25 protein-coding genes and 1 tRNA gene are annotated in these 24,212 nt (G+C 56.5%); 19 read left to right on the forward strand and 7 right to left on the reverse strand.

Annotated elements, in window-relative coordinates:
- Nucleotides 1-2: 2 nt before the first annotated feature.
- Complete coding sequence (gene hemA, locus AWM69_RS06045) at nt 3-1,286, reverse strand: glutamyl-tRNA reductase (RefSeq protein WP_131655082.1); 1,284 nt, start codon at nt 1,284-1,286, stop codon at nt 3-5.
- A 213-nt stretch (nt 1,287-1,499) separates the two neighbouring features.
- Here hemA and AWM69_RS06050 point away from each other — a divergent pair, with 213 nt between their 5' ends.
- From AWM69_RS06050 to sctJ, 14 genes are all read left to right on the forward strand, one after another.
- Nucleotides 1,500-3,224: a tetratricopeptide repeat protein gene (locus tag AWM69_RS06050; protein ID WP_218725973.1), complete on the forward strand. Its 1,725-nt coding sequence runs from the start codon at nt 1,500-1,502 to the stop codon at nt 3,222-3,224.
- A gap of 3 nt (nt 3,225-3,227) precedes the next feature.
- Complete coding sequence (gene lolB / locus AWM69_RS06055; RefSeq protein ID WP_131655127.1) at nt 3,228-3,854, forward strand: lipoprotein insertase outer membrane protein LolB; 627 nt, start codon at nt 3,228-3,230, stop codon at nt 3,852-3,854.
- A 1-nt stretch (nt 3,855) separates the two neighbouring features.
- Nucleotides 3,856-4,743, forward strand: coding sequence for a 4-(cytidine 5'-diphospho)-2-C-methyl-D-erythritol kinase (gene ispE, locus AWM69_RS06060; protein ID WP_218725974.1), 888 nt, complete (start codon nt 3,856-3,858; stop codon nt 4,741-4,743).
- A gap of 10 nt (nt 4,744-4,753) precedes the next feature.
- Nucleotides 4,754-4,828: transfer RNA gene (locus AWM69_RS06065), tRNA-Gln, on the forward strand.
- Between the two features lie 45 nt (nt 4,829-4,873).
- The gene (locus AWM69_RS06070; protein ID WP_019825119.1) at nt 4,874-5,815 is read left to right on the forward strand and encodes a ribose-phosphate pyrophosphokinase; all 942 of its coding nucleotides are present in this window, start codon (nt 4,874-4,876) and stop codon (nt 5,813-5,815) included.
- Nucleotides 5,816-5,955: 140 nt separating this feature from the next.
- Nucleotides 5,956-6,552: a 50S ribosomal protein L25/general stress protein Ctc gene (locus AWM69_RS06075; protein WP_048378524.1), complete on the forward strand. Its 597-nt coding sequence runs from the start codon at nt 5,956-5,958 to the stop codon at nt 6,550-6,552.
- Nucleotides 6,553-6,721: 169 nt separating this feature from the next.
- Complete coding sequence (pth, locus tag AWM69_RS06080; protein WP_048378523.1) at nt 6,722-7,306, forward strand: aminoacyl-tRNA hydrolase; 585 nt, start codon at nt 6,722-6,724, stop codon at nt 7,304-7,306.
- Between the two features lie 23 nt (nt 7,307-7,329).
- A complete protein-coding gene (gene ychF / locus AWM69_RS06085) occupies nt 7,330-8,430 on the forward strand; it encodes a redox-regulated ATPase YchF (protein ID WP_048378522.1) in 1,101 nt (366 codons plus the stop codon).
- Between the two features lie 224 nt (nt 8,431-8,654).
- Nucleotides 8,655-9,725, forward strand: a complete 1,071-nt coding sequence (locus AWM69_RS06090) for an aromatic acid exporter family protein (protein ID WP_131655085.1) — start codon at nt 8,655-8,657, stop codon at nt 9,723-9,725.
- Nucleotides 9,726-10,254: 529 nt separating this feature from the next.
- Nucleotides 10,255-11,172 carry a sigma 54-interacting transcriptional regulator gene (locus AWM69_RS06095; RefSeq protein WP_131655086.1) on the forward strand — a complete coding sequence of 306 codons (918 nt, stop codon included), beginning with the start codon at nt 10,255-10,257 and terminating at the stop codon, nt 11,170-11,172.
- 97 nt (nt 11,173-11,269) lie between these two features.
- Nucleotides 11,270-11,458: a hypothetical protein gene (locus AWM69_RS06100; RefSeq protein ID WP_048378520.1), complete on the forward strand. Its 189-nt coding sequence runs from the start codon at nt 11,270-11,272 to the stop codon at nt 11,456-11,458.
- Between the two features lie 24 nt (nt 11,459-11,482).
- Nucleotides 11,483-11,743, forward strand: coding sequence for a hypothetical protein (locus AWM69_RS06105; protein ID WP_082150722.1), 261 nt, complete (start codon nt 11,483-11,485; stop codon nt 11,741-11,743).
- A 114-nt stretch (nt 11,744-11,857) separates the two neighbouring features.
- On the forward strand, nt 11,858-12,226 hold the full coding sequence (gene sctI, locus AWM69_RS06110) for a type III secretion system inner rod subunit SctI (RefSeq protein WP_218725975.1): 369 nt from the start codon (nt 11,858-11,860) through the stop codon (nt 12,224-12,226).
- 8 nt (nt 12,227-12,234) lie between these two features.
- Complete coding sequence (gene sctJ / locus AWM69_RS06115; RefSeq protein WP_218725976.1) at nt 12,235-13,023, forward strand: type III secretion system inner membrane ring lipoprotein SctJ; 789 nt, start codon at nt 12,235-12,237, stop codon at nt 13,021-13,023.
- Between the two features lie 185 nt (nt 13,024-13,208).
- Here sctJ and AWM69_RS06120 read toward each other — a convergent pair whose 3' ends face one another.
- A complete protein-coding gene (locus AWM69_RS06120) occupies nt 13,209-13,472 on the reverse strand; it encodes a hypothetical protein (protein WP_218725977.1) in 264 nt (87 codons plus the stop codon).
- A 121-nt stretch (nt 13,473-13,593) separates the two neighbouring features.
- Here AWM69_RS06120 and sctL point away from each other — a divergent pair, with 121 nt between their 5' ends.
- Both sctL and AWM69_RS06130 read left to right on the forward strand, forming a co-directional pair.
- Nucleotides 13,594-14,205, forward strand: coding sequence for a type III secretion system stator protein SctL (sctL, locus tag AWM69_RS06125; protein WP_218725978.1), 612 nt, complete (start codon nt 13,594-13,596; stop codon nt 14,203-14,205).
- Between the two features lie 25 nt (nt 14,206-14,230).
- The gene (locus tag AWM69_RS06130) at nt 14,231-14,449 is read left to right on the forward strand and encodes a type III secretion protein HrpF (protein ID WP_048378514.1); all 219 of its coding nucleotides are present in this window, start codon (nt 14,231-14,233) and stop codon (nt 14,447-14,449) included.
- Here the strand turns inward: AWM69_RS06130 and AWM69_RS06135 are convergent.
- The gene (locus tag AWM69_RS06135) at nt 14,430-14,576 is read right to left on the reverse strand and encodes a hypothetical protein (protein ID WP_218725979.1); all 147 of its coding nucleotides are present in this window, start codon (nt 14,574-14,576) and stop codon (nt 14,430-14,432) included. The two genes, AWM69_RS06130 and AWM69_RS06135, sit on opposite strands and share 20 nt — an antisense overlap.
- A gap of 268 nt (nt 14,577-14,844) precedes the next feature.
- On the opposite strand from AWM69_RS06135, the gene sctC reads away from it, so the two are divergent.
- The 3 genes from sctC to AWM69_RS06150 are packed head-to-tail and all read left to right on the forward strand — an operon-like array spanning nt 14,845 to nt 17,528.
- Nucleotides 14,845-16,887 carry a type III secretion system outer membrane ring subunit SctC gene (gene sctC / locus AWM69_RS06140; protein ID WP_256930181.1) on the forward strand — a complete coding sequence of 681 codons (2,043 nt, stop codon included), beginning with the start codon at nt 14,845-14,847 and terminating at the stop codon, nt 16,885-16,887.
- A complete protein-coding gene (hrpT, locus tag AWM69_RS06145) occupies nt 16,884-17,090 on the forward strand; it encodes an HrpT family type III secretion system protein (RefSeq protein ID WP_131655091.1) in 207 nt (68 codons plus the stop codon). The genes sctC and hrpT overlap by 4 nt, the downstream gene beginning before the upstream one ends.
- A gap of 39 nt (nt 17,091-17,129) precedes the next feature.
- Nucleotides 17,130-17,528, forward strand: coding sequence for a type III secretion system chaperone (locus AWM69_RS06150; protein WP_218725981.1), 399 nt, complete (start codon nt 17,130-17,132; stop codon nt 17,526-17,528).
- 39 nt (nt 17,529-17,567) lie between these two features.
- On the opposite strand, the gene AWM69_RS06155 is transcribed toward AWM69_RS06150, so the two are convergent.
- The 4 genes from AWM69_RS06155 to sctS all read right to left on the reverse strand — a co-directional run bounded on the left by AWM69_RS06155 (nt 17,568) and on the right by sctS (nt 24,210).
- Nucleotides 17,568-21,974 carry an AvrE-family type 3 secretion system effector gene (locus tag AWM69_RS06155; protein WP_256930182.1) on the reverse strand — a complete coding sequence of 1,469 codons (4,407 nt, stop codon included), beginning with the start codon at nt 21,972-21,974 and terminating at the stop codon, nt 17,568-17,570.
- A gap of 70 nt (nt 21,975-22,044) precedes the next feature.
- Nucleotides 22,045-23,142: a type III secretion system export apparatus subunit SctU gene (sctU, locus tag AWM69_RS06160; RefSeq protein ID WP_218725982.1), complete on the reverse strand. Its 1,098-nt coding sequence runs from the start codon at nt 23,140-23,142 to the stop codon at nt 22,045-22,047.
- Nucleotides 23,139-23,936 carry a type III secretion system export apparatus subunit SctT gene (gene sctT, locus AWM69_RS06165; RefSeq protein ID WP_131655094.1) on the reverse strand — a complete coding sequence of 266 codons (798 nt, stop codon included), beginning with the start codon at nt 23,934-23,936 and terminating at the stop codon, nt 23,139-23,141. Before sctT ends, sctU begins: the two co-directional genes overlap by 4 nt.
- A gap of 13 nt (nt 23,937-23,949) precedes the next feature.
- Nucleotides 23,950-24,210, reverse strand: a complete 261-nt coding sequence (sctS, locus tag AWM69_RS06170) for a type III secretion system export apparatus subunit SctS (RefSeq protein WP_048352628.1) — start codon at nt 24,208-24,210, stop codon at nt 23,950-23,952.
- Between the last annotated feature and the right edge of the window lie 2 nt (nt 24,211-24,212).

Here is a 24,212-nt window from a genome sequence, read left to right on the forward strand (position 1 = left end):
TACTATTTTTTATCCGCAGAGCTATCCGATGAGCCCTCACCGAGGGCAAAAAGTTCTTGGGCCATGGCCAGCGCATCGAGGCGGCCTTCGGCGGAAAGCTTTTTCAGTTGCACGCTGGGTGCGTGCAGCAATTTATTGGTCAGGCCACGTGCCAGCTGTACCAGCACGTCCTGGGGGTTACTGCCGTTGGTCAGCATGCGCAAGGCCTTTTGCAGTTCCTCATCGCGCAACCGTTCGCTTTGTTGACGATAGGCCTTAAGCACATCGACAGCCGCCAACTCCCGTAAACGCACCATGAAGTCGTCTGCGCCAATGCTCACCAGTTCTTCAGCCGCTTGCGCAGCGCCCTGGCGGCTCTTGAGGTTTTCAGCAACGACCTCGTGCAAGTCATCGACGGTATAAAGGTAAACGTCGTCCAACTCACCGACTTCTGGCTCGATATCCCGCGGAACAGCGATATCGACCATGAAAATGGGTTTGTGCTTGCGCAGCTTCAATGCGCTTTCAACCGCGCCTTTACCGAGGATCGGTAGCTGACTGGCAGTGGAACTGATCACGATATCGCTGTGAACCAGCTCTTGAGGAATGTCCGACAGCAATACCGCATGAGCCCCGAACTGTTCAGCCAGGCTGCTTGCACGCTCCAGGGTACGGTTAGCGACAACGATGCGCTTGACCCCAAGCTCATGCAAATGACGGGCAACCAGGGTGATCGTCTCGCCAGCGCCGATCAGCAATGCCTGGCTTCGTTGCAAGTCACTGAAAATCTGTTTGGCCAGACTCACCGCCGCAAACGCGACCGAAACCGGATTTTCGCCAATGGCCGTGTCGGTGCGCACCTGTTTGGCCGAATTGAAGGTGGCTTGAAACAAGCGCCCCAGCAAAGGACCAACGGTGCCGGCTTCACGCGCCACCGCATAGGCCGACTTCATCTGGCCAAGAATTTGCGGTTCGCCCAGCACCAGTGAATCCAGCCCGGAAGCCACGCGCATCATGTGACGAACGGCAGCATCATCCTCATGGATGTAGGCGCAGGCCCGCAGTTCATCGAGACTCAAACTGTGATAATCGGCCAGCCATTGCAGCACGCAGTCAGCCGAAAGCTGCTCCTGCTCGATATAGAGCTCGCTGCGATTGCAAGTAGACAGGATCGCGGCTTCGCGGCTGTCAGTCAGGCGGCAGAGCTGTTGCAAGGCTTCAACCAACTGCTCGGGAGTAAAAGCCACGCGCTCGCGGACGTCTACTGAAGCAGTCTTGTGGTTGATACCGAGTGCGAGGAAGGCCATTCAAGATCGCTGATGATGACGAGAAGCCGACAATTGTCCTACTTCGCTAGAGTGAGAACAACCATTGCTGACTATTGTCTCTATAGTTAATGTCTGTCGAACCCCTCTTATCCACTCTCATCAGACTCGAATATCGATGGTCGCACCTGCTAGGGTCTGCGCCATCGCATGTGTCATGATGCTCAGACCGCAGGTAAGTCGCCCTTCTCCTATATGAATAAATCCTCCGCGTTGCTCCTCGCCCTTGCGCTCCTCAGTGGTTGCCAAGCCTTGCCTCCCACGTCTGCGGATGACTCGTCACCGGTCGAAGAGGTCACTCCCGCACCGGAAAAGCCAACGGTCTATGGCTCGTTCAGCGAAGAAACGCTGTTCAGCCTGCTGAGTGCCGAACTGGCCGGCCAACGTAATCGCCTGGACATCGCTCTGGACAATTACGTGACCCAGGCGATCAACACCCAGGATCCGGGTATCGCCGAACGTGCCCTGCGCATTGCCGAGTACCTGGGCGCCGATCAGGCGGCACTGGATACTTCGCTGATCTGGGCCAAAAACGCGCCGAGTGATCTTGAAGCCCAGCGCGCAGCGGCAATCCAGTTGGCACGCAATGGTCGCTATGACGAATCCATGACCTATATGGAAAAAGTCCTGCAAGCCAAAGGCGATACCCACTTCGACTTCCTCGCCCTGTCGGCATCCGAAACAGATGCTGAAGCCCGGGCCGGACTGCAACAAAGCTTTGACCGCCTGCTGGCGAAAAACCCGGACAACGGCCAGTTGATCTTCGGCAAGGCCTTGCTGATGCAGCAGGACGGTGACGCCGAAGGCGCATTGAAACTACTGGAGAAAAACCCGCCACAAGATGGCGAAGTGGCGCCGGTACTCCTGCGGGCCCGACTGCTGCAAACGCTCAATCGGGGCGAAGAGGCCCTGCCCTTGCTGCAAAAAAGCATTCGCCAGTACCCCGACGACAAGCGCCTGGGGTTGACCTATGCCCGGACCCTGATCGAGCAAAATCGCATAGCCGATGCCAAAGTTCAGTTCGCCAGTTTGGTACAGCAATACCCTGAAGACGATGAACTGCGCTTCTCTCTGGCACTGGTCACGCTTGAAAGCAAAGACTGGGACGAGGCCGAAGGCTATCTGCAAGAGCTGATCGATCGCGACAGCCATGTTGACGCGGCACACCTGAACCTCGGTCGTATTGCCGAAGAGCGAAATGACCCACAAGGTGCATTGAACCAGTACGCACTGGTAGGCCCGGGTAATGACTACCTGCCTGCCCAATTGCGCCAGGCCGACATTCTGATCAGCCATGGTCGCAGCGCCGAAGCGTCAAAAAAACTGGCCGCCGCACGCGACGCTCAACCTGACTACGCCATTCAGCTGTATTTGATAGAAGCAGAAACACTGTCGGCAAATAACCAGACCGAGGCGGCCTGGAGCGTCCTGCAGCAAGCACTGAAGCTCTACCCTGACGAGCTGAGCCTGCTCTATTCCCGGGCCATGCTCGCCGAGAAACGCAACGACCTCAAGCAAATGGAACAGGATTTGCGCGCCATCATCCAGCGCGAACCCGACAATGCCATGGCCTTGAACGCGCTGGGTTATACGCTTTCTGATCGCACGAACCGCTACGCCGAAGCCAAAGTGCTGATCCAGCAAGCCTATGAGCTAAACCCGGAAGACCCGGCCATTCTCGACAGCCTGGGCTGGGTGAATTTCCGCCTTGGCAATCTGGATGAAGCCGAACGCCTGCTGCGTCAGGCCCTGGAACGCTTTCCGGACCAGGAAGTTGCTGCGCACCTGGGCGAAGTCCTGTGGGCCAAAGGCAACCCGCGTGAAGCCAAGAAAATCTGGGCCAGGTTTCTTAAAGAAAACCCCGACAGCCCTCTCCTGCGTAAAACCGTTTTGCGCCTGACCGGATCCGAGACTTTTTAAATGATGTTTTATCGTCACCTGCGACACCTTATTGTTATCAGCCTGATCGCCGTGCTCGCCGGCTGTGCTGGCTTTGGCGCCCGCGAATCGATTGAAGGCCACGGCAGTCAGGCATTGTGGTCGGCCCACAAACAGCAATTGACCCAACTCGACGGCTGGCAAATCAACGGTAAAGTCGGGATTCGCGCGCCTAAAGACTCCGGCAGCGCCACGCTGTTCTGGCTGCAACGCCAGGATTATTACGATATTCGCCTGTCCGGCCCGCTCGGTCGGGGCGCTGCCCGACTGCTCGGTCGCCCGGGAAATGTCAGCCTCGAAGTCGCCAATCAAGGCCGTTACGAAGCCGCTACGCCCGAAGAGCTGCTCGGCGAACAATTGGGCTGGAGCCTGCCAGTGTCACATTTGGTCTGGTGGGTACGCGGACTGCCCGCCCCCGGCAGCAAAAGCCGCGTGACATTGAATGCCGATAGCCGCCTGGCCAACCTGGAGCAGGATGGCTGGAAAATTGAATATTTGAGCTACGTCGAACAAAACGGCTTCTGGCTGCCACAGCGGGTCAAGCTTCACGGCACCGACCTTGACGTCACACTGGTTGTAAAAGACTGGCAACCTCGCCTGCTGGGACAATGACATGCAACACACGCCGTCAAAAAATCCACTGACACTGCCCTCTCCGGCGAAACTGAACTTGATGCTGCACATCCTTGGCCGTCGAGAGGACGGCTATCATGAGCTGCAAACCCTGTTTCAATTTCTCGATTACGGCGATGAGATGACCTTTGCCGTGCGTGAAGACGGGGTCATCTGCCTGCATACAGAATTCCCCGGCGTTCCTCACGAGCAGAACCTGATCGTGAAAGCTGCCAGGCAACTTCAGGAACAATCGGGCTGCCCGCTTGGCATCGACATCCGGATCAAAAAAATCCTGCCCATGGGCGGCGGAATCGGTGGCGGCAGCTCGAATGCCGCCACCACACTGCTGGCACTCAACCATCTCTGGCAACTGAACTGGAGTGATGATCAGTTGGCGGCACTGGGCTTGCAGCTCGGGGCCGACGTTCCCGTCTTCGTCCGTGGACACGCGGCTTTCGCCGAAGGCGTGGGCGAAATCCTGACACCGGCAGAGCCCGAAGAACCCTGGTATCTGGTCCTTGTACCGCAAGTATCTGTAAGTACTGCAGAAATATTTTCAGATCCGTTGTTGACACGTGACTCTTTGCCCATTAAAGTGCGCCCCGTTCCCAAGGGAAACAGCCGAAACGACTGCGAAGCAGTAGTTAAGGAGCGTTATCCAGAAGTACGTAACGCTTTGAATTTGCTAGGTAAATATACCGACGCAAAATTAACTGGAACTGGAAGTTGTATATTTGGGGCCTTCCCAAACGAAGCAGATGCTGATAAAGTGCTGCACCTTCTGACAGACACCCTTACAGGGTTTGTAGCAAAAGGAAGCAACGTCTCGATGTTGCATCGCAAGCTGCAAGAACTGTCAAAGGAAACGGGTACACGGTACTCGTAGCAATAGATACAGGGGCGTCGCCAAGCGGTAAGGCAGCAGGTTTTGATCCTGCCATGCGTTGGTTCGAATCCAGCCGCCCCTGCCATTTCTTATTCTCATCCAGGTTACCCTCAGCCTTCAGGTACTGCGCGTGTCCAAGATGATGGTCTTTACGGGGAACGCTAACCCCGATCTGGCTCGGCGTGTCGTACGTCAGCTGCATATCCCACTCGGTGACATTTCTGTCGGAAAATTTTCTGACGGCGAGATTACCGCTGAGATTAATGAAAATGTCCGCGGTAAAGACGTTTTCATCATTCAGCCGACTTGTGCTCCGACCAACGATAACCTGATGGAACTCGTCGTGATGGCTGATGCCTTCCGCCGCTCCTCAGCAACTCGTATTACTGCTGTTATTCCCTACTTTGGTTATGCCCGTCAGGATCGCCGTCCGCGTTCCGCACGTGTGGCTATCAGCGCAAAAGTTGTTGCTGACATGCTTACCGTAGTCGGCATCGATCGTGTTCTCACGGTTGATTTGCATGCTGACCAGATCCAGGGTTTCTTCGATATTCCTGTAGATAACATCTATGGCTCCCCTGTATTGGTGGATGACATCGAAGATCAACGCTTTGAAAACCTTATGATCGTGTCCCCGGATATCGGTGGCGTCGTGCGTGCACGTGCCGTTGCCAAGTCCTTGGGCGTTGATCTGGGTATCATCGACAAGCGCCGTGAGAAAGCCAATCACTCGGAAGTGATGCATATCATCGGTGATGTCGAAGGGCGTACCTGTATCCTGGTTGATGACATGGTCGATACCGCCGGCACTCTGTGCCACGCGGCTAAAGCCTTGAAAGAGCATGGTGCTTCCAAAGTGTTCGCCTACTGCACACACCCTGTGCTGTCGGGTCGGGCAATTGAGAATATCGAAAATTCCATGCTGGATGAGCTGGTGGTGACTAACACCATTCCGCTGTCCGCTGCCGCACAAGCCTGTTCGCGTATCCGTCAACTGGATATCGCACCGGTTGTGGCTGAAGCGGTTCGCCGCATCAGCAACGAAGAATCGATCAGCGCGATGTTCCGATAAGGGCCCTGCCCTTATCTGACATCCCGATGACGAAAAGCGCCCCGCCCCAGCAGCCTGTTGGGGCGGGGCTTTTTTGCCCATACCGTCCATAGCGCTGGTCGCAAACGCTAGGCCGGATGTGGTTATTTTGGAGATACAACATGAACGATTTTACCCTGAATGCTGAAGTGCGTTCCGACCTGGGGAAAGGTGCGAGCCGCCGCCTGCGTCGTCTCGCAAGCCTGGTTCCAGCTGTAGTTTACGGTGGCGAGAAAGCCCCTGAATCCATCAGCCTGATGGCCAAAGAAGTAGCCAAACTGCTCGAAAACGAAGCTGCTTACAGCCACGTTATCGAACTGACCGTTGGCGGCACCAAGCAAAACGTAATCATCAAAGCTCTGCAGCGTCACCCGGCCAAAGGCCACGTGATGCACGCTGACTTCGTACGCGTTGTTGCTGGTCAAAAGCTGACTGCAATCGTTCCAGTTCACTTCATCGGTGAAGCTGCTCCGATCAAGAAAGGCGGCGAGATCTCGCACGTTGTTGCAGAAATCGAAGTTTCCTGCCTGCCAAAAGACCTGCCTGAATTCATCGAAGTTGACCTGGCTAACGCTGAAGTCGGCTCGATCATTCACCTGTCGGACATCACCGCTCCTAAAGGCGTTGAGTTCGTAGCTCTGGCACACGGCAACGACCTGGCTGTAGCCAACGTTCACGCTCCACGTGTTGCTCCAGAAGCAGAAGGCGCTGCAGAGTAATTCATTACTCTGCACGTCGGGGTTATGAGAAACATCGCGAGCTAACGCGCAGCGAGTAAAGCGGACAAGATCGCGAAGTTTACTCAACGGTAAACCCGCTTTTTCGTCAGTTTTCGCCGCTAACCGTTAGTGGCGATGTTATCCACAACTCCATAGAAGGGCCCTTGTCGTGACCGCCATACAACTGATCGTTGGCCTGGGAAATCCAGGCACCGAATACGAACAGACCCGGCATAACGCAGGGGCCCTTTTTGTTGAGCGTCTCGCATCGGCAAACGGGGTCAACCTCGTCGCCGAGCGCAAATTCTTTGGCCTGACCGGGCGTTTCAGTCACCAGGGTCAGGATGTTCGTTTGCTGATTCCCACCACCTATATGAACCGAAGCGGCCAGGCCGTTGCGGCGCTTGCCGGTTTCTACCGGATTGCACCTGAAGCCATATTGGTGGCCCACGACGAACTCGATCTCCCTCCCGGTGTTGCCAAGCTCAAGCAAGGCGGCGGGCACGGAGGTCATAACGGACTGCGCGACATCATCGCTCAGTTGGGCAACCAGAACACTTTTCACCGCCTGCGGCTTGGCATTGGCCACCCGGGCGTCGCCAGCATGGTGTCCAACTTTGTTCTGGGTCGTGCGCCACGCGCCGAACAGGAAAAACTGGATGCCAGCATCGATTTTGCCCTCGGCGTGCTGCCGGATATCCTCGCCGGGGAATGGAACCGTGCGATGAAAAACCTGCACAGCCAGAAGGCCTGACTCTTTATCCGAGGGGAAACACCATGGGATTCAATTGCGGCATCGTCGGCCTGCCTAACGTCGGTAAGTCCACCCTGTTCAACGCCCTGACCAAATCCGGTATTGCGGCTGAGAACTTCCCCTTCTGCACGATCGAACCGAATACCGGTATCGTGCCGATGCCCGACCCACGCCTGGATGCACTGGCTGCCATCGTTAAGCCCGAACGCGTACTGCCAACCACCATGGAGTTCGTCGATATCGCCGGCCTGGTAGCAGGCGCATCGAAAGGCGAAGGCCTGGGCAACAAGTTTTTGGCCAACATCCGTGAGACCGATGCTATCGCTCACGTCGTTCGCTGCTTTGAAGATGAAAACGTGATTCACGTTTCCAACAGCGTCGATCCAAAGCGCGACATCGAGATCATCGACCTTGAGCTGATCTTCGCTGACCTCGACAGCTGCGAAAAGCAACTGCAGAAAGTGGCGCGCAACGCCAAGGGCGGCGACAAAGATGCAGTGGCTCAGAAAGCCCTGCTGGAACAGCTGATTGCCCACTTCACTGAAGGCAAGCCGGCTCGCAGCCTGATCAAGAGCATGTCCGCTGATGAGAAAGCCATTGTTCGCGGCTTCCACCTGCTGACCACCAAGCCTGTGATGTACATCGCCAACGTGGCTGAAGACGGCTTCGAGAACAATCCGTTCCTCGACGTAGTCATGGCCATTGCCGAAGAAGAAGGCGCAATGGTCGTTCCGGTCTGCAACAAGATCGAGGCTGAAATTGCCGAACTGGAAGAAGGTGAAGAGAAGGACATGTTCCTTGAGGCCCTGGGTCTTGAAGAACCGGGCCTGAACCGCGTGATCCGCGCCGGCTACCAAATGCTCAACCTGCAGACCTACTTCACTGCAGGCGTAAAAGAAGTCCGTGCATGGACAGTCAAAGTCGGTGCTACCGCACCTCAGGCTGCTGCCGTGATTCACACTGACTTCGAAAAAGGCTTCATCCGTGCCGAAGTCATCGCCTACGACGACTTCATCCAGTACAACGGTGAAGCGGGCGCTAAAACTGCCGGTAAATGGCGTCTGGAAGGCAAGGAATACATCGTTAAAGACGGCGATGTCCTGCACTTCCGCTTCAACGTGTAAGACACCACACGTATAAAAACCGCGCCCAGGCGCGGTTTTTTTTCGCCTGGCGCCAATACCCTCCTCACCATCCTCAAGCACCCGCCCGGCGAATCCGGAATCAGTGCCTTCCCTATGATCACCGGCAAACAACCTGTGAGCCCACCAAAAAAGCCAAACGTTCATCCGGACAAACGGTCTATGGTAAGTATCAATGCCATCAGGCTGACTGACCGGGAGTTTCAATGCTCAGCAAGCTGTTCATCAATCGCTTCACCTTGCCACTGATTGAGCGACTGTCCTTTCGTTGGTCCACTGCATGGCGTGATGCCTTGGCCTCAGCCATCGCTGCCACATTGGCCTGGGTGCTCGCCAAATATCTGTTTGGTCACCCGCACCCGGTATTTGCTGCGATCAGCGCCGTCGTGTGCCTGGCCCCTGGCCTGCCCAGTCATGGCAAGCAGGCCATTGGCCTGATGCTGGGCGTGGCCACCGGGATCATCGTGGGTGAAGCCGCCTTGTGGCTTCCGGATGCCTATCCCCTGTTGCGCATTGGCTTTGCCACATTCTTTGCAATCTCTATCGCCGCGCTCTATGGCCAGGCGCCCGTGGTGCCGATACAGGCCGGTGTTTCAGCAGTGCTGATGCTGGCTGTAGGGCCTGAAAGCGCCGGTGTGGTGCGAATGCTGGATGTGGTGGTGGGCGCGTCAGTCGGGTTAGTGTTCAGCCAGGTACTCCTGACCCCCAATCCCATTGGCATTATTGATAGTTCTGCCAAAGACCTGCTGGAAAAACTTGCCAGCGGGTTTGGCAAAAGCCTGCAGGCGCTGGAAGAACAAAATGCAGCCAAGGCACAAAATGCGGTGCAAGTGTTCTCGCGGGCTCACGACAGCCTGATTGCCCTGGAAAACGGTATCAGCATGGCACGCAACACTGCGCGCTGGACCTTGCGCGGGCGCTTCGTATCACGTGAGGTCAAAGATATTGCCAGTCGTTACGAACGCCACGCCGTGCGCTTGTATGCCAGCGCCCTGCTGTTCGGTGAGGCCTTCGCCGATGCCCTGCGCAAGGAAGAAGGACCACCGCCCGCCTCATTGCACCAGCGGTTGGCGAACGTGGCTTCAGGTTGCGCATCCATTGCCAAGGAGAGCGAAAAGCCAGTCCTTATTACGGTATCCAGCAACGAACTGGCAGACGCCGTCTCGGCGCCCTGGCAACTCTGTCTGCAACATTTGAGTACCGTTGAAAGCACCCTTCTGACCTTTGGTTTCATCACAGAAAACGAAGCACAGAAAATAGCTACCACCGTCAAATGATGTCATGCGCAGGACAAGGGTGCCCTCACCACACCCTGCGCATGCCTCCCTTCATCACACAGGCTATGCTGAGCGGCCCTGAGTGGAGGCTAACCCTCGTCTGCTGGTAGCCACACACCCGGACCACTTTGTAAAAAATAATGTGCTCTTCTGGTGACGTGAAGACTCATCAATCACAAAAAAGTGTTTGTCACAGGGGCATACACCTGCACTTTACTCAAAACCACTTAAGACTTAAGACCGTACCTACATCAAAAAAAGATAGCCCCCGACATTTGAAATAAATTCGCCACAAACATAAATATATAAACTTCCAAATCACCAACCAGCCTATCCGGCACGAAGTTACCCCCCCATGACAATCGCTGTAACTTCCTGTCTACTTAAGCCGTCCACACCGTTGCACTCCGAAATAATACGCTGCTTTTAGCGGCGTCCCATAGAGAGCCCCTCTATGCCTCTCTCACCTCTGAAGTCATGTGTGGCGCATATAACCTTTTAGAGAGAACACAATGTTGGAGCAAGAACAATGGCGTCTTCCCGTCAACATGATGGCACTTACGAACCCTATCAATTTGAAGACCCAGAGCTCGATACAGCCGTCAAGAGTACAGCAAGACTAAAAGTCGATATATTGCTACACGGCGAGACGGGTACAGGTAAGGATACACTGGCAGAAAAAGTCCATTCATTGTCAGGTCGTCCCGGTCATTACATTGCCATAAACTGTGCAGCCATCCCTGAAAGCCTGGCGGAAAGCCAACTGTTTGGTGTCACTCACGGGGCATTTACCGGTGCGGTGCAAACCCGGGCAGGCTTCATTGAGGCTTCTCACAGGGGCACGCTGTATCTCGACGAGATCGACAGCATGCCCTTGACCCTGCAAGCCAAGCTGTTGCGGGTGCTGGAGACACGGGGGGTAGAACGCCTTGGCTCAACCCGGTTCATCCCCGTAGACATGCGGGTCATCGCGTCGGCTCAATCTTCGCTCCCGGAAATGGTGGCCCAGGGCACGTTCAGGCGCGACCTCTACTTTCGGCTGAATGTGGTCAGTCTGCACCTGCCGCCCTTGCGCGAACGGCGTGAACAGATCATTCCCCTGTTCATGAGTCTTGTTCAACGCGAGGCCCATTCTTTCAACTCGTCGCCCCCGCTTCCCAGTGCCGCCTTACTTCAACAACTTATTTGCCATGATTGGCCAGGCAATATCCGGGAGTTACGTGCTGTTGCAAAACGGCTGGTATTGGGATTGACGCCTATTTCGGCATATACCGCCACAGGGGAAGAGCAGGAGGTCAAATTAAAAACGCGCTTACAACAAATAGAAAAACTGCTTATCGAAGACTCTTTACGGCGAAACCTTCACAGTATAGAAGCGGTGGTACTTGAACTTGGCATTGCCAGGCGAACGCTCTACCACCGAATGAAACAATTGGAAATTTCATAACACATACCTGCTGGAACTGACTGATCAAGGTGTACCACACAGACACTGAACCGGCCGGTTAATCCAAGATTCTTTATTCTGCGTTGGAGGTATTTCCATGATTGGTGCACTTTCTTTATTGGCACCTATTGTCTTGCCAATAGTCAACACGGTTGTCGACACCCTTGGCAGTCTCGCAAAAGGCGCAATAAACAACGCTGTCGATACTGCCGCTTCACGTACCAAAGCCTCACTGGCTGAGTCCATGCCAATACAGCCCTATAAAAACAATCAGATCACGTACTGATGCCCCCCGAAAAACCGGAGATTCATGATGCTTCTAAATATCCTTAACAATATCTTGCCTATAAAGCCTCTCACTCCGCCGCCTAATAACAAGTCCGAACAGGCCAGTTTGAAGGCGCTTAAAGAACAGGACGAGCTGGCGGCCAGAATGACCGAGATGCAGTCCAAAGCCGCTCAAAGCAAAATGCGCACCGATACGAACAACGCCATTCTGTCCGGCTTCGTCGACTCTGCAAACAAAGCCTCCAACACCGTTAGCAGTTCTGCCAAAGAAATACGCTACTGACCGCTGGCCAGTGCCCCACCCTGGGGGTGGGGCCTTCAGCCGAAGACAGGGTTAACGACTGGTCCTGTCTACGTTTCAACGCGCCGCCCTGACCGCCGTTGCTTGAGGTGTTATATGAACGTCACTCTCCATACCCGACTGCCCTTGACTCCGTCCATGACGTCTTCGTCGCCAGGCCAAGGCCCGGAGACAGCCGATATCAACTGGTTCAACGCCTCCCTGGGAATGTCCAAACCTGAAACAGGTTTGCCTCTTTCCCCGGGGCCCTCTGCCTCCCCTTCTCTGAGCCAGCGTTCCGAGTTTCTGCAGGGGCTGTCGAACCTGGCTGCCAGGCGCCTGCAAGACGTGAGCAAGAGTACTGACCCGATGGACATGATCAAATCCACCCGCGCGATGTCGGCCTTTCATCTCGAAACAGTCCTGACCGCCAAGATCGTCAGCAAGACATCGCAAGCAATCGAAAAACTGACCACTCTTTCTTAGGTAGCCGCATGCTGCAGGGCCTGTTCAGATGCGTGCTTTGCCTGTGCCTATTGTTCATCACGGGTTGCGGCGAGCGCATAGAGCTTCACCGTCAACTCTCCGAACCACAAGCGAATGAAGTCATGGCGGCACTTGCCGACACACAGATCCCGGCACAAAAAATCCCCACCAAGAACGGTGTATCAATACACGTCAATGCGCAGGATATCAGCCGGGCCGTGCATGCACTGACAGCCGCCGGACTGCCCAGAACACCTCGCTCATCCCTAGGCGATATCTTTCGCAAGGAAGGACTCATTTCCACTCCGCTGGAGGAGCGCGCTCGTTATATCTATGCGCTCTCACAAGAACTCGAAGCCACGCTGTCCAAAATTGACGGTGTCATCATTGCCCGGGTGCACGTAGTACTGCCTGAACGAGTCGCACCGGGAGAGCCGGTACAACCGGCCTCGGCCTCGGTGTTCATCAAGCATGACACACGGCTTGACCCTGACAGTGTCCAGCCTCGCGTGCGGCGTATGGTTGCCGGCAGCCTTCCGGGCATGGCTTCTGCTCTGGATGATCCGCAAAAAATCACCATGGTGTTCGTCACCTCCAGCGCTTACAAAGACGCCCGGCAACTGGCTTACTTCGGCCCGTTCCTGGTGCCCGTGCAGAACCTCGACGCATGGAAAAAAACCTTTATCGGCAGTCTGCTGGGACTGCCACTGATCCTGACCGGCCTGTTTTACGGGCTGAAAAAGCTCATGTCCCTGCATGACAGGCGCGTGGCAAAAAACGGGCGTCATACACCATGAGAGACGCCTTGAACTGGGCCCGGTGGTGGGCGGATGGCTGGCGCCTTGCACATCCGGACTGGCTCTCCTGCGCGTTCCCCGGTTTGTCTGCCGAGCAGGCTCAAACCCTGTTGCATCACCCTCACGTTGATCTGGGCAAGGCCTTCGGCATAACTCCCTGCCTGCCCTGCGAGCCAAATCCTGTCCTACTTCATATCGCCCTTGCTCAGCCGGTTCAGCGGGATTTTATCCTGGCGCTGGTCAATCACACGTGCCGTCCCCAGCTCCCTAGCCGCTTGAATACCGAGCAACAACGTTGGTGCCTGCGGCTTGCCAAAGCGCTGCAACCTCACGCATGGCTGAGACAAACCGACGATGCATTGCAACTGTTGCAGGCCTGGGTTGAACCGCCAATATGGCAGCGCATACGGCTGGGCTTTGGCTGCCCACGCGTGAAAGCGCTCGAGCAAAGCCCGCCCCTTTCACTCACCCTTAGCCCGCTCAAGCTACAGGCGCTTTGGCAGGCTGTCGTCTGGCGCGCCAACCTTCCCTCGGAGGGCCTGGCGACAGTTCACACAAAGGCTCAGGATCATGCTCTCTCGACGCAAGATTGAACTGCGACCGGGCGGTCCCGGATTGCCGCTCACCCTGATTACCCGGCAAGACCTCATCGATTGTGGCCAGGCCCATGAGGTACTGGCCCATGCCCGGGCCCGGGCAGACGAACTGCTCAGCACAACCCAAAAAATATCCGAGGCGCAGCTTGAGCAGGCCCGGGGCGAATTTTGGCAAAAGGCAAACGCCCAATTGAGTCACTGGCAAATGGAACAGGCGCGCATCTGCGAAGCCTTGGAGTCGTGCGCCACATCGCTGGTCAATCAAGCCTTGCAGCTATTGCTCAATGACGTGCCGCCAGACGCGCAGATTGCAGCCTTGCTTGCACAGTTGCTTCGCGCTCACTGCCCGCCTGTAAGCGCGACGCTGCGTTGTCATCCGCAAGCGGCTGCGGATGTCCAGAGATGGTTGAGCGCCCGGAACGACGCTCTCTGGCAACTGCAAAGTGATGAGCGTCTGCCCCCCCGGATGCTGGTACTGGTCACCGCCCAGGGCGACCTGCGCATTGACTGGCCCACAGCCCTTGAAGCTTTGCAGTTACCCGTCAGCACTCATGGAACCGTTCAGGCACTGCCCGCCACAGAGTAATCAACATTACTCTGGTGGAATAACTATGGCTTCGTTCGAGAGCATCCAGCGCCGAATTGACTACCGCTATGGCCTGGCCCAAAAAAACATGGATGAGATTACCCAAAATAATCAGGGCACCCTCGAGGACATGATCCATTTTCTTGATGCCTCTCGAAAAATGGCCAGTGCCAGCTTTTCGATCACCGAACAAACCAAATTCAAGCACAGCCTGACCAAAGCCATTATTGATGCCGTGCAATGAAGTGCGAGCCGTCATCCTGGACTGGCTTGGTACCGGTAAACGCTGCCTTGCCCTGCATCACAATGACCAAGCGATCACCCCCCAACGGCCCAAGGGCGGTGTGATGCTGCGCGTAAAGCTGATTCATCAGAGACCCGAAAACGCGTTGCTGGAGACATGGCTTCACGCGGGCGAGAACCGTCTTCCGCCCTGGCAAGGTGCGCTTGCCCAAGACCCGATGACCGGCCAGCTCTGGCTGGTTCAGTGGATGACCTGTGACCGCTGCGACAGGCTGTTCACGCACCTCGATGCGCCGCTCAACCCGTGCAGTGCCGGGCGATCAATGCTCGCCGAACGTTGCTTGCCCGGCACTCACTTCACGCACGGCCCACTGACAGATGCACAGAGACTTCTGCATGCCCATGACACGTTTCAAATTTTCCTGGCACATCATCGCGCTGCTACTTGCCCTGTTGCTGATACCGCAGGTCATGGCCGCCGCTCCCGAGGACTGGAAAAAAACACCCTATGCTCATGAAGCCACGCATCGCGCAGTAGGCGATTTTCTCCATGACTTCGCTCACACCGTCGGCCTCCAGCTGCAAATTGACGGGCTGCTGGAGGGCACGGTGAACGGCAAGATCCGCGCCGAAACACTTCTGGACTTGCTGGACCGATTGGCGCTGGAACACCGCTTCCAGTGGTTTGTCTACAGCAACACGCTGTACATCAGCTCAATCAACGAACAAACGTCAACACGACTTGAAGTCGCTGATGATGCCATTGCTGATTTGAAGCAGGCCCTGCTGAACATCGGTCTGCTGGACGAACGTTTCGGCTGGGGCGAGCTGCCCGATATCGGCGTGGTACTGGTTTCGGGTCCAAAACGCTATATCGAGCACATAAAACAGTTCAGTCGCAAACGCACCGAGCCCATCGACCAACAGAGCGTTTTGACGTTCCCATTGCAATTTGCCAACGCTGCCGATCGTCATATCGATTACCGCGGCACAACGCTGACGGTTCCCGGTATCGCCAACCTGTTGCGTGGCCTGCTCGCCCCTCCTTCATCAAAGTCGTCCGGTTCTGAGCCCGCGCCCCAACCCTTAAACAGCCCGCGTTCAAACACTTTGCCTACTGCTCTGACAGACCTCGGCCCCGTGCTTGGCGCCTTCGCGCCCGCAGGCGGAAACAGGGTCCGGGTGGAAGCCGATGTGCGCAACAACAGCGTGCTGATTTACGACTCACCGCAGCGTCATGCGCTTTATCAAACGTTAATTGCCAAGCTTGATGTGGCCCGTAACCTGGTAGAAATCGACGCGATCATTCTCGATATCGATCGCACTCAGCTCAAGGAACTGGGCATGAAATGGGGATTGAACAGCAGCCGTTTCCAGGCAGATATCAACAACCTTACGTCCGGCACGTCTTCGCGTCTTTTCATTAGAAACCTTGACCGGTTCACGGCTGACATCAGGGCACTGGAAGACCGCGGTCTGGCGACAATGGTGTCCAATCCCTCAATCATGACGCTGGAGAATCAGCCCGCCGTCATCGATTTCAATCGCACGCAATATATTCAGGCCGTGGGCGATGGGGTTGCCAATATCCTGCCCGTAACGGCGGGCACCAGCCTTCAAGCCATACCACGCGTGATCACAACCAACGGGGCGAACCAGGTTCACTTGATCATCGACATCGAGGACGGCAATTTTGCCACTGCGGATAACGCGAGTACGGCGACCCCCGATGTCAGAAAAGGAAAAATCAGTACCCAGGCCGTTATTGCCGAGAAACAGTCGCTGGTGATTGGCGGTTTTCACGTAGCCGAAGGCGTCAGCCGTCTTAACAAAGTACCGCTACTGGGCGACATACCCTTCTTGGGCAAGCTGCTTTTCTCATCATCAAACCGCGCTGAAAACCGTCGCGAGCGGTTGTTCATTTTGACCCCCCGGCTGGTGGGTGATCAGATCAACCCTTCCCGCTACCTGCCGCCAGCAGACCAGGCGTCTCTGGAACATGCGCTCATGCCGCTGGCGCGCCGCCATGCCCAGTCGCCCGTCATCAAACGCAACGATGTAGCCTCTGCCCTGGCTCACCTGGTGACTGGCCAGGTTCCCAAGCACTTCACGGCCATGCCGATACCCATCCCGACAGGCACATTATGCAAAGTGCCGGACTCGCTGAGTATTGATCCGGTGACCAGCCAATGGTACGAGGGCCAGCATTTCAGCGTGGCCGTGCTCGTCCTGCATAACCAAAGCAAAGACCGGGTTCGTATTGATGAAAGCGAATGCAACAGTGAGCAAACCCTTGCCGTGAGTGTCTGGCCCAGGGCGTGGCTGGCACCAGGAGAAAAAGCCGAGGTTTTCATTGCTTCCCGCCCCCGCGAAAACCACGAGCCCGTGGGGGCTCCACGCCCGTCACTGCTTGAGCCTGCACGGAGTATCACCCCATGATCCGACTGACGTCTGCGGTCATGACTGCTGGTCTCGTCGTGCTTCTTCAAGGCTGTACAACACTCCATTGCCGCGGTGACTCATGTGCTCGCCCGCAATCCAGTGCCGAAGCACTGGTGATCTGGTGGCCGCCCCATATGCGCATCGAAACGGACACCCACGACAGCCCGCCTGACCACCAGGTTCTGTCACTGCAGCGCTAGCCCGCCGTTCGAATCTGACTATCCATCGAGACGTCGCACATGAATAACGACTCATCCGTATCACAGCAACTGTTGGCGGCCTTGGGCCAGCACCTTAAAACCGACTTGCAACCGGACAATGGCGTGTGCGCCCTGTTCAACAGCCAGAACCAGGAGATGTGTGTCATCGAGTTTTCACCCCACAACAGCCATGCACTCCTGCACTGCGCCATTGGGGGGTCGCTGCATGCCCCTGATCGATACCGCGAGTTACTCAAACTCAATTTTCAACCCGACAAACTGCTCGGTTGCTGGCTGGCGCTCGATGAGAATGATGAGCTGCGCATATGCGCGCAATGCCCTGTGGCGTTTTTGACTGAAGAGATCTTTTGCCAGTGGGTGACGGGGTTTATTCAGCAGGTCAGTGATACCCGCCTGTTGCTCTGCCGGCCCGACTGAATACCTGACAGGCCGGAGCTCGCGAGGGTTCTCCGCCCGTCAGAATTCCGGCCGGCGGTTGTCCCGCACTTTCTGGTCCCGCCATTCGGGATTCAGCTCCGCAGGTTCGGTGGTGGTTAATACACTGCTGTCCGTCATGGACAGGGGCACATCAGGGTCCGCTCCGTAGACAAAGGCCGTGTTCAGCATTTTGTGTGCATGACCGAGTGAGGCTGTGCTTGAAAAACTGAGCACGGGCAAGGGCAATCCCATGCTGTGGGTGCGGCTGGCCTTGTAATTCACACTCAGGGTTTTGATCCTCAGGTTGTCTTTATTCTTCAATGCCCGCTCCACCTCATGCTGGGCATCCCGGGTGTCGGCAACGCGGGTTTCGATCATGCGCAGCACATCTGGCTTGACCTCCAGCCCGATACTCACCGAGAGCCCCTTGCTGCCAGCCAGGTCGTTGAGCATGGGCGCCAGCAGCGGCTGCGCCTTGAACAACCTGACAATAGCCGCTTTGTTCGCCGGTGCGGCATCGTCCATCCAGGCGTATTGCCCGTCACCCTTCAAGCCCACATAGGACACAGTACTTTCAACGGCCGTCAGCGCACGCCGTCCCTCTTGGGACAAGCGATGCTGCTGGAGCAGATCCTGCAATTGCTGCTTGAGTGCATGCTGCTCTTCAGTACGCCCCGCAGGCACCGGCAAGCTATTGAACAGGCGCTGAAGTCTGTTCAGTTGTTCGCCAATACCGTCCTCCCTCTGCGGGAGAGCCCGTAAACCTTCTTTGAACGGGGTTGAGGATCGTGCCCAGGCCTGAGTCAGTTCATTGATCGTCGCCTGTTCAATCACTGCCGGTTGTTTGAAGGTAAAGCTGAAAGCGTGCGTGATCGTCCGGTCAAAACTGACCGTGAACGAAATATCGGGAGCAGTCACCCCGCCAATGTAAGCACCGTTCGCACCGACATCGCTGCCTGTCAGGGTATTGAACGGCGCGGCACCGAGAGCAATACCGCCCTTATTGAACAGTTGAAAGTCGCCGCCCTGGCTCCGGGTCATCTGGGTCGCTCCTTGAGTCACAGCACGGCTGCTGTCCCAATGAGCCAGGTTGAGGTTCGCACCTGCACCGGCAGCCATCCGCATGAGACTTTCCAGCCCCCCCGTGCCTTCCAGCACCTTAAAGTGCCCACGACCTTGCACGAGCACAGAGAGACCTGAGTCCACACTGGTTTTCGAACTGCTGCCCGACGTATGTTGCTCCCCCAGATCCAGCAGGTCGTAGACATCCCCGCCCTCCCCCAGGAGAATTTCCATCATTTTCGGGAAGTCGGCTTCTTTCACTGAAAAGTTGACGCTGGCGCTTGTATCACGCGCAACAGCAACAGCAGCCTCTGCTCCGACCCGGACTCCGCCCCCGAGGCTCCCCTCCAGTGGCGAAAGTAATTTACCAACGCCCACGGCGGCCTTGCCCCCCAGCACCGTGTTCGTCCTGATCTCAATATTGGCCCCGCTGTCGGTTCGGCTGATGGTCACCGCGTTAGCCTTTGCCTTCGAAATCCCGACCGTGAAATCAAGAAATGGGGCCATGGGAATGCCGTACATCAGCAAGCCGAATCCGACGCTTTTTTCGCGGCTCGGCGTGATGGACTGACCACTGCCGGATTGCTGGAGATGTTGCAGCAACACTTCTTTGCCCCCCAGCTCCCGCTCCAGGCCCAACGTGCGCGCCATATGAAAATTCAGGGCCGAGCCCGGCGTACCCAGGTCTTTGGCCAATAATTTAAAGTTGTGGTAAAGGGTCTCGGCCTGTTCAAAACCATTGATGTTTTGACAGGTTTTTTTATGCACCGGGTGTTCATGGTAACGCTGCATGATTGCGCCCAACGCCTCGGCAACCGCCGATTTTTCGGAGTCGCCTCCTTCCAGTCGGGTCACGAGCTGACTCAGTTGCGCAAGGACCTGCGCATGATGAATCAGGTCGCTCTCAATCAGCGCCGTCGGGTTTTTCAAATCGCGAGAGTCACCCGGGTTCCACTTGGAAAGGACAAGCCCCTGCACGTCATAACTGCGCAGCAAGGCAGCCGTCATGCTGGACGTCGAAGGCCACACGTTGTCGAACGCCTGGCGCATCCGGTAAAGGGTCGATGCTGACTGCCGCGGGCTGCTGGCAACCTGATTCATTTCGGGAACTACCTTCATACCGTGCAGATCGCCCAGTCTGGACGCCAGTGAAAAGCTGTTTGCTTCAAGCAACGCAAGCGCACGTTCAAGATCGCCCACCACCTTCTGTATTGCGTGACTGGCACTCAAGGACTCAAGCCGCGACCGCATGTCCAGGGCCGGTGGCTGACTGCTCGCCAGCCTATCAAGCTGCCCGCGCAAAACCTTGTCAGCCGCGTAAAGCCCTTCAAGCCCTGCACGCCCCTTGAAGCGATGCTGAATATCGAGCCCCATATTCCTCAAGCCCTCCAAGGGTTTGAAATGCGCTCCGAGCCCCTCCAGCAGGCCTCTGTCAGGGTCAATGCCTTCGGTTTTATGGCCGAGAAAACCTGAGGTCAAGGCCCAGGGCACTCCCCCGAGGCTGCCTTTTATTTCCCCGCTGCTTAAAGTCGTTTTTAAAGAGGGCTCGCGGGAGCTGGAGGCTGAGTTAAACGGCTCCCATTGCAGAGCACCTGCAGTCGAGTCCTGCAATTGCCTGTAACGCTCGTTCCAGAGGTTCAGTTGCGGGCTGTTCTCCCCCCAACTGGCAACCAGATATTTGTCCGCGCCCATGTGCAGCGATTTCAGGCGTTCATTGTCTGGCAGCGCCATATGCACCCAGGCAACCTCTGACGAGGCAGCGCCTTGCCAATCCGCTTTATCGAGCCGCAGCAATTCACCCGCCCGGGTGTGGGCATATAAATGGGCATGATGATCCAGCGCCAATGCCTGTATGGCTTTCGGGTTCTTGAACTTGAGGGGCGTATCAACGCCATCAATATGGGTGTGCAGCCGATTATCGCTGTCGAGGCTGACGAAGCGCCTGCCATTTTCCACCGCGAAACCGGTGATGGTGCGCTGCGTATCACCCGCCATGACCTCATCGAGGCTAATGGCAGTACGCGCCGGGCTCAGGGGCGCCAAGTCATAACTGGCCCCCATGTACAACGGTTCACGGTTCTTATGGGTGGCCAGAGCCTTCAACTGTCCGGCTTGCAACACATAAGCACGACCATCGAGGCCACGCCCGAGATACTCGACATCGACCTGATCACTCGGGTCCCAACGTTGCCCTGACGGGTCCCACGACAACAGTCTGCGCCCCTCCAGTGCAACCTTGCCGCGCTGGCCCAGATCAATCGCACCGGTCAATGCCTGTAACCCGGGTTCTGGCAGCCCTTTTTCAATCACTTTGAGCATCACATCACTGAGGTTCCAGCCCGGCAGCAAAAGTCGTTTATCAGTGAGCACAGTGCTGTGGAGTTGCTTGTGCGGATCAAGCAGCAAGGCATTGAGCTGTCCATCATCGTCATGCATAAAGCCCTTGAAGCTCACCGCTCCGCGATGCCAGCCTTCAAGTTCATCTACCACCACAGGCGTCATTTTCAAACAGCCGTGATCGGCAGTGCACAAGTCCCCGCGCAGTAACTCGCCATCCGGAGTCGAGGCGTAGAGAACATCCCCGGTTAAACCGATATGCGCGACCTGCAAGGTTTCGCCTGATTCACTGATGGGTGCAAGCCACCGGCTGCTGGCTTGCACAGAATGCCGGATTTGAAGAGTGCCTCCGTCTATGGCAGGCGCAAGCCTTACCTCGGTGTCGCCTTCAACACTCATGTCGCTGACACCCAACGGCACTTTCATCAGGGCCCCTTCACGGGTCAGACCAATACGGCCGTAAGCCTGCGAGTCTTTGTCGGCCAGCCACGAGAGTGTTTTCGGTTCAAAACGGAAAAGCTGCTGGTCCACCAGGCGAAACTGGCCACCTTCCAGTGTGGTGTAGATACCGCTGACCTGCCCGAAATGAGAGCGCCCTGGATTGGTCTGCGCAGGGACCTGGGGCCGGCTGCTCTTGAACACCGCTGCGGCCGCAGGCGTGGGCTGCACATAAAACACAGTGTGCTTGTCATCCAGCAGACGCAGCCCTTGCCCCGCGCCAGGCAAAGCCGGATCCTTTCTGTAATGGGTGGGTAATCGGTTGAGATGGCGGGCTATGTCCTGACCGGCCGGCGAGCCTTTTACAGTGACCTTTCCATGGTGCAGTTCGGCGCAAAACGCCATTGAACAGGGCCGGTAATCCCGGTACTGGGTCAGCTCCGGCAATGCCTTGATGCGGCGACCCAGCTGAAAAAGATCGGAGCACACTTTCCAGAGGCTGCGAGAGGCCGGTTTCTGCTGGATCGCGCCTTTGCCATGCGTGTCAGCCGCCGACACAAGCAAACAGTTCGATCCGGCAACGATGGAATCCAGGGGCTCGACGGGCATGACACTCTCGACTGATCGACTGATGGTTTCTGAGTGTTTTCAATCCTTCACTCAGTTCCATCACTGTCGATCAACGCATGTCCAGTTCCGGCAGCGTCAGGGTTTCACGCCGCGCGTCATCATCCAGCTCGCGCAGGGTGCGATAGATCATGGCTACCGCCTGCAAGGTGTCGCGACCAATGCAATGACCGGCCTGTTCACGATACAAGGTGCGAGCCAGCCATACACACTGGATGACGGGCACGTCGGCGGCCTTGGCCCTGATCATCATTTGACGCGCTTGAGCACCCTCAGCTTTATCGAGCAACACCGGCAAGGGCGTCTGGGGTGGGCGGTAATACAGTGCGACGGCGATATGTGTGGGATTGATCAGCAGCATGTCCGCCTCTTCCAGCGGCGGTTGCCGGGCCGATGAGGCCTCTTGAGCCTGTTCTTGAGCGAGCCCCCGACGCATCATTTTGACGTGCGGGTCACCTTCCATGTCCTTGTACTCCTTGATCACATCGACATATGACATGCGCATGCGTCTGGCAAAGAAATACCGTTGCAACGCCAGGTCGATCAGGGCAATTCCGAACAGCAGGGCCAGGCACGTTCGTAACAAGTGCTGGAACAGAGCTGTCAATGCGTCAATGTATCCCGGCAAACTGCCGTGGACCCATCCCACCAATCCCCCAAGGGACGGGCTGATCACCCGGTACAACATCCAGCCTATCAGCAGGGCCTTGATCAGCCCCATGAGCATGTTCATCAATGACTGGCCCGAAAACATCTGCCGGACCTGGTTGATCGGATTGAGCCGATTGAAGTCCGGCGTGAGGGTTTGCGGGGCAAACAGGAAACCAAACTGCAACCAACTGCCGAGCAACTTCATCGCAATCGCGCCACAGGTCATCAACAACGTAAAACTCAGTAACACCTGACCCGCCTCAACAGCGACCTCTTGGAAGGCTCGCGCGAAAGGTTGGCCCATCAGGGTCACGGGCAACATCAACAATTGCTGAAGACGCTGCAGGCTGCCCTGGGCCGAGGCCAGAGCCATTTCGCTCAACAGGGTCAGTACCAGCAACTTGCCAACGTCCTGGCTCTGCGCCACCTGCCCTTTGTTGCGCTGATCCCGCAGCTTTTTAGAACTCGCCGCAAATTTTTTTTCACCGCTATCGCTCATGGCGCCGGGGCCTTGAAGAGCAACGCGAGAGAATGCTTCAGATCCACCAGCCCCCCGAGGCGCCCCACTATCAAGTCCTCCAGCTGCGGCAGGTAAAGCAACAGGAAGCACAGCCCGGCCAGGCTTTTGGCCGGCATCGACAGCACGAATACCTGTAGCTGCGGGCTGTAGAGGCTCAACAAGGCAATCGCGAACTCCACCATCAGTAACAGTGCAATGAACGGTGCGGCGTAAAGCACCATGTGGGTAAAGGTATCGCCCAGCAGCTCGATGAACAGCGCATACCCTCCGCTCGCCAGAGTCGGCAACCAGACCGTGGGCGGCCATATCAGGTAACTGTCCCAGATCACTTGAGTCAGGCTGCCCAGGCCGAGGGTAACTATCAGCAAAAACACACTCAGTTGCTGGAACAAATGCCCGATTGGTGTGGCATCCGGCCCCAGCGAGGGATTGAGTTGCCCGCCAATCAACGCCCCGCGCTGATTGTCCAGCAAGGCCCCGACAGACTCGAACAGCCAGAAGGGCATGGACAGCAATATCCCCAGAAGCACACCCAAAACCGCTTCTTTGAAGATCAGCCCGCACAATGCCAACCCGCTCAATTCAAGCCCCGAAAGGCTGTGATAAATGCCTGGCGCGGGCATCAACGCCAATGAACAGACGATGACGTGACGAGGCATCCCGCGCACATGCTGGAAACAAAAAGCCGGGATCAGGTAAAAGCACGGATAAAGGCGAGCCATCGCAATGGCAATACTGGGCAGGAACTCAAGGTACGAAGCAGGCAACGTCATGTCCGGCCCCCCTTTAGAGCGCAGAACGCGCAGCCATGTCGAAGGTCAGTTGGGTCAATTGCATCAACTCAACCCCGACCCAGTGCCCGGTCAACGCCAGCGTGATCCCCACTGCCACCAGCTTGATACCGAAGGGTAAAGTCTGATCCTGAATCTGCATCAATGCCTGGACCAGTGAGGTCAGTACACCGACAACCACCGCCACGATCAGCGGTGGCGCAGACAGTACCACCACCAGCAGCATGCCCTGTTTAAACAGCAGGATAGGCTCCATAT

Origin of the sequence: Pseudomonas sp. D1HM, from assembly GCF_019266105.1 — a bacterium.
Taxonomy (GTDB): Bacteria; Pseudomonadota; Gammaproteobacteria; order Pseudomonadales; family Pseudomonadaceae; genus Aquipseudomonas; species Aquipseudomonas taetrolens.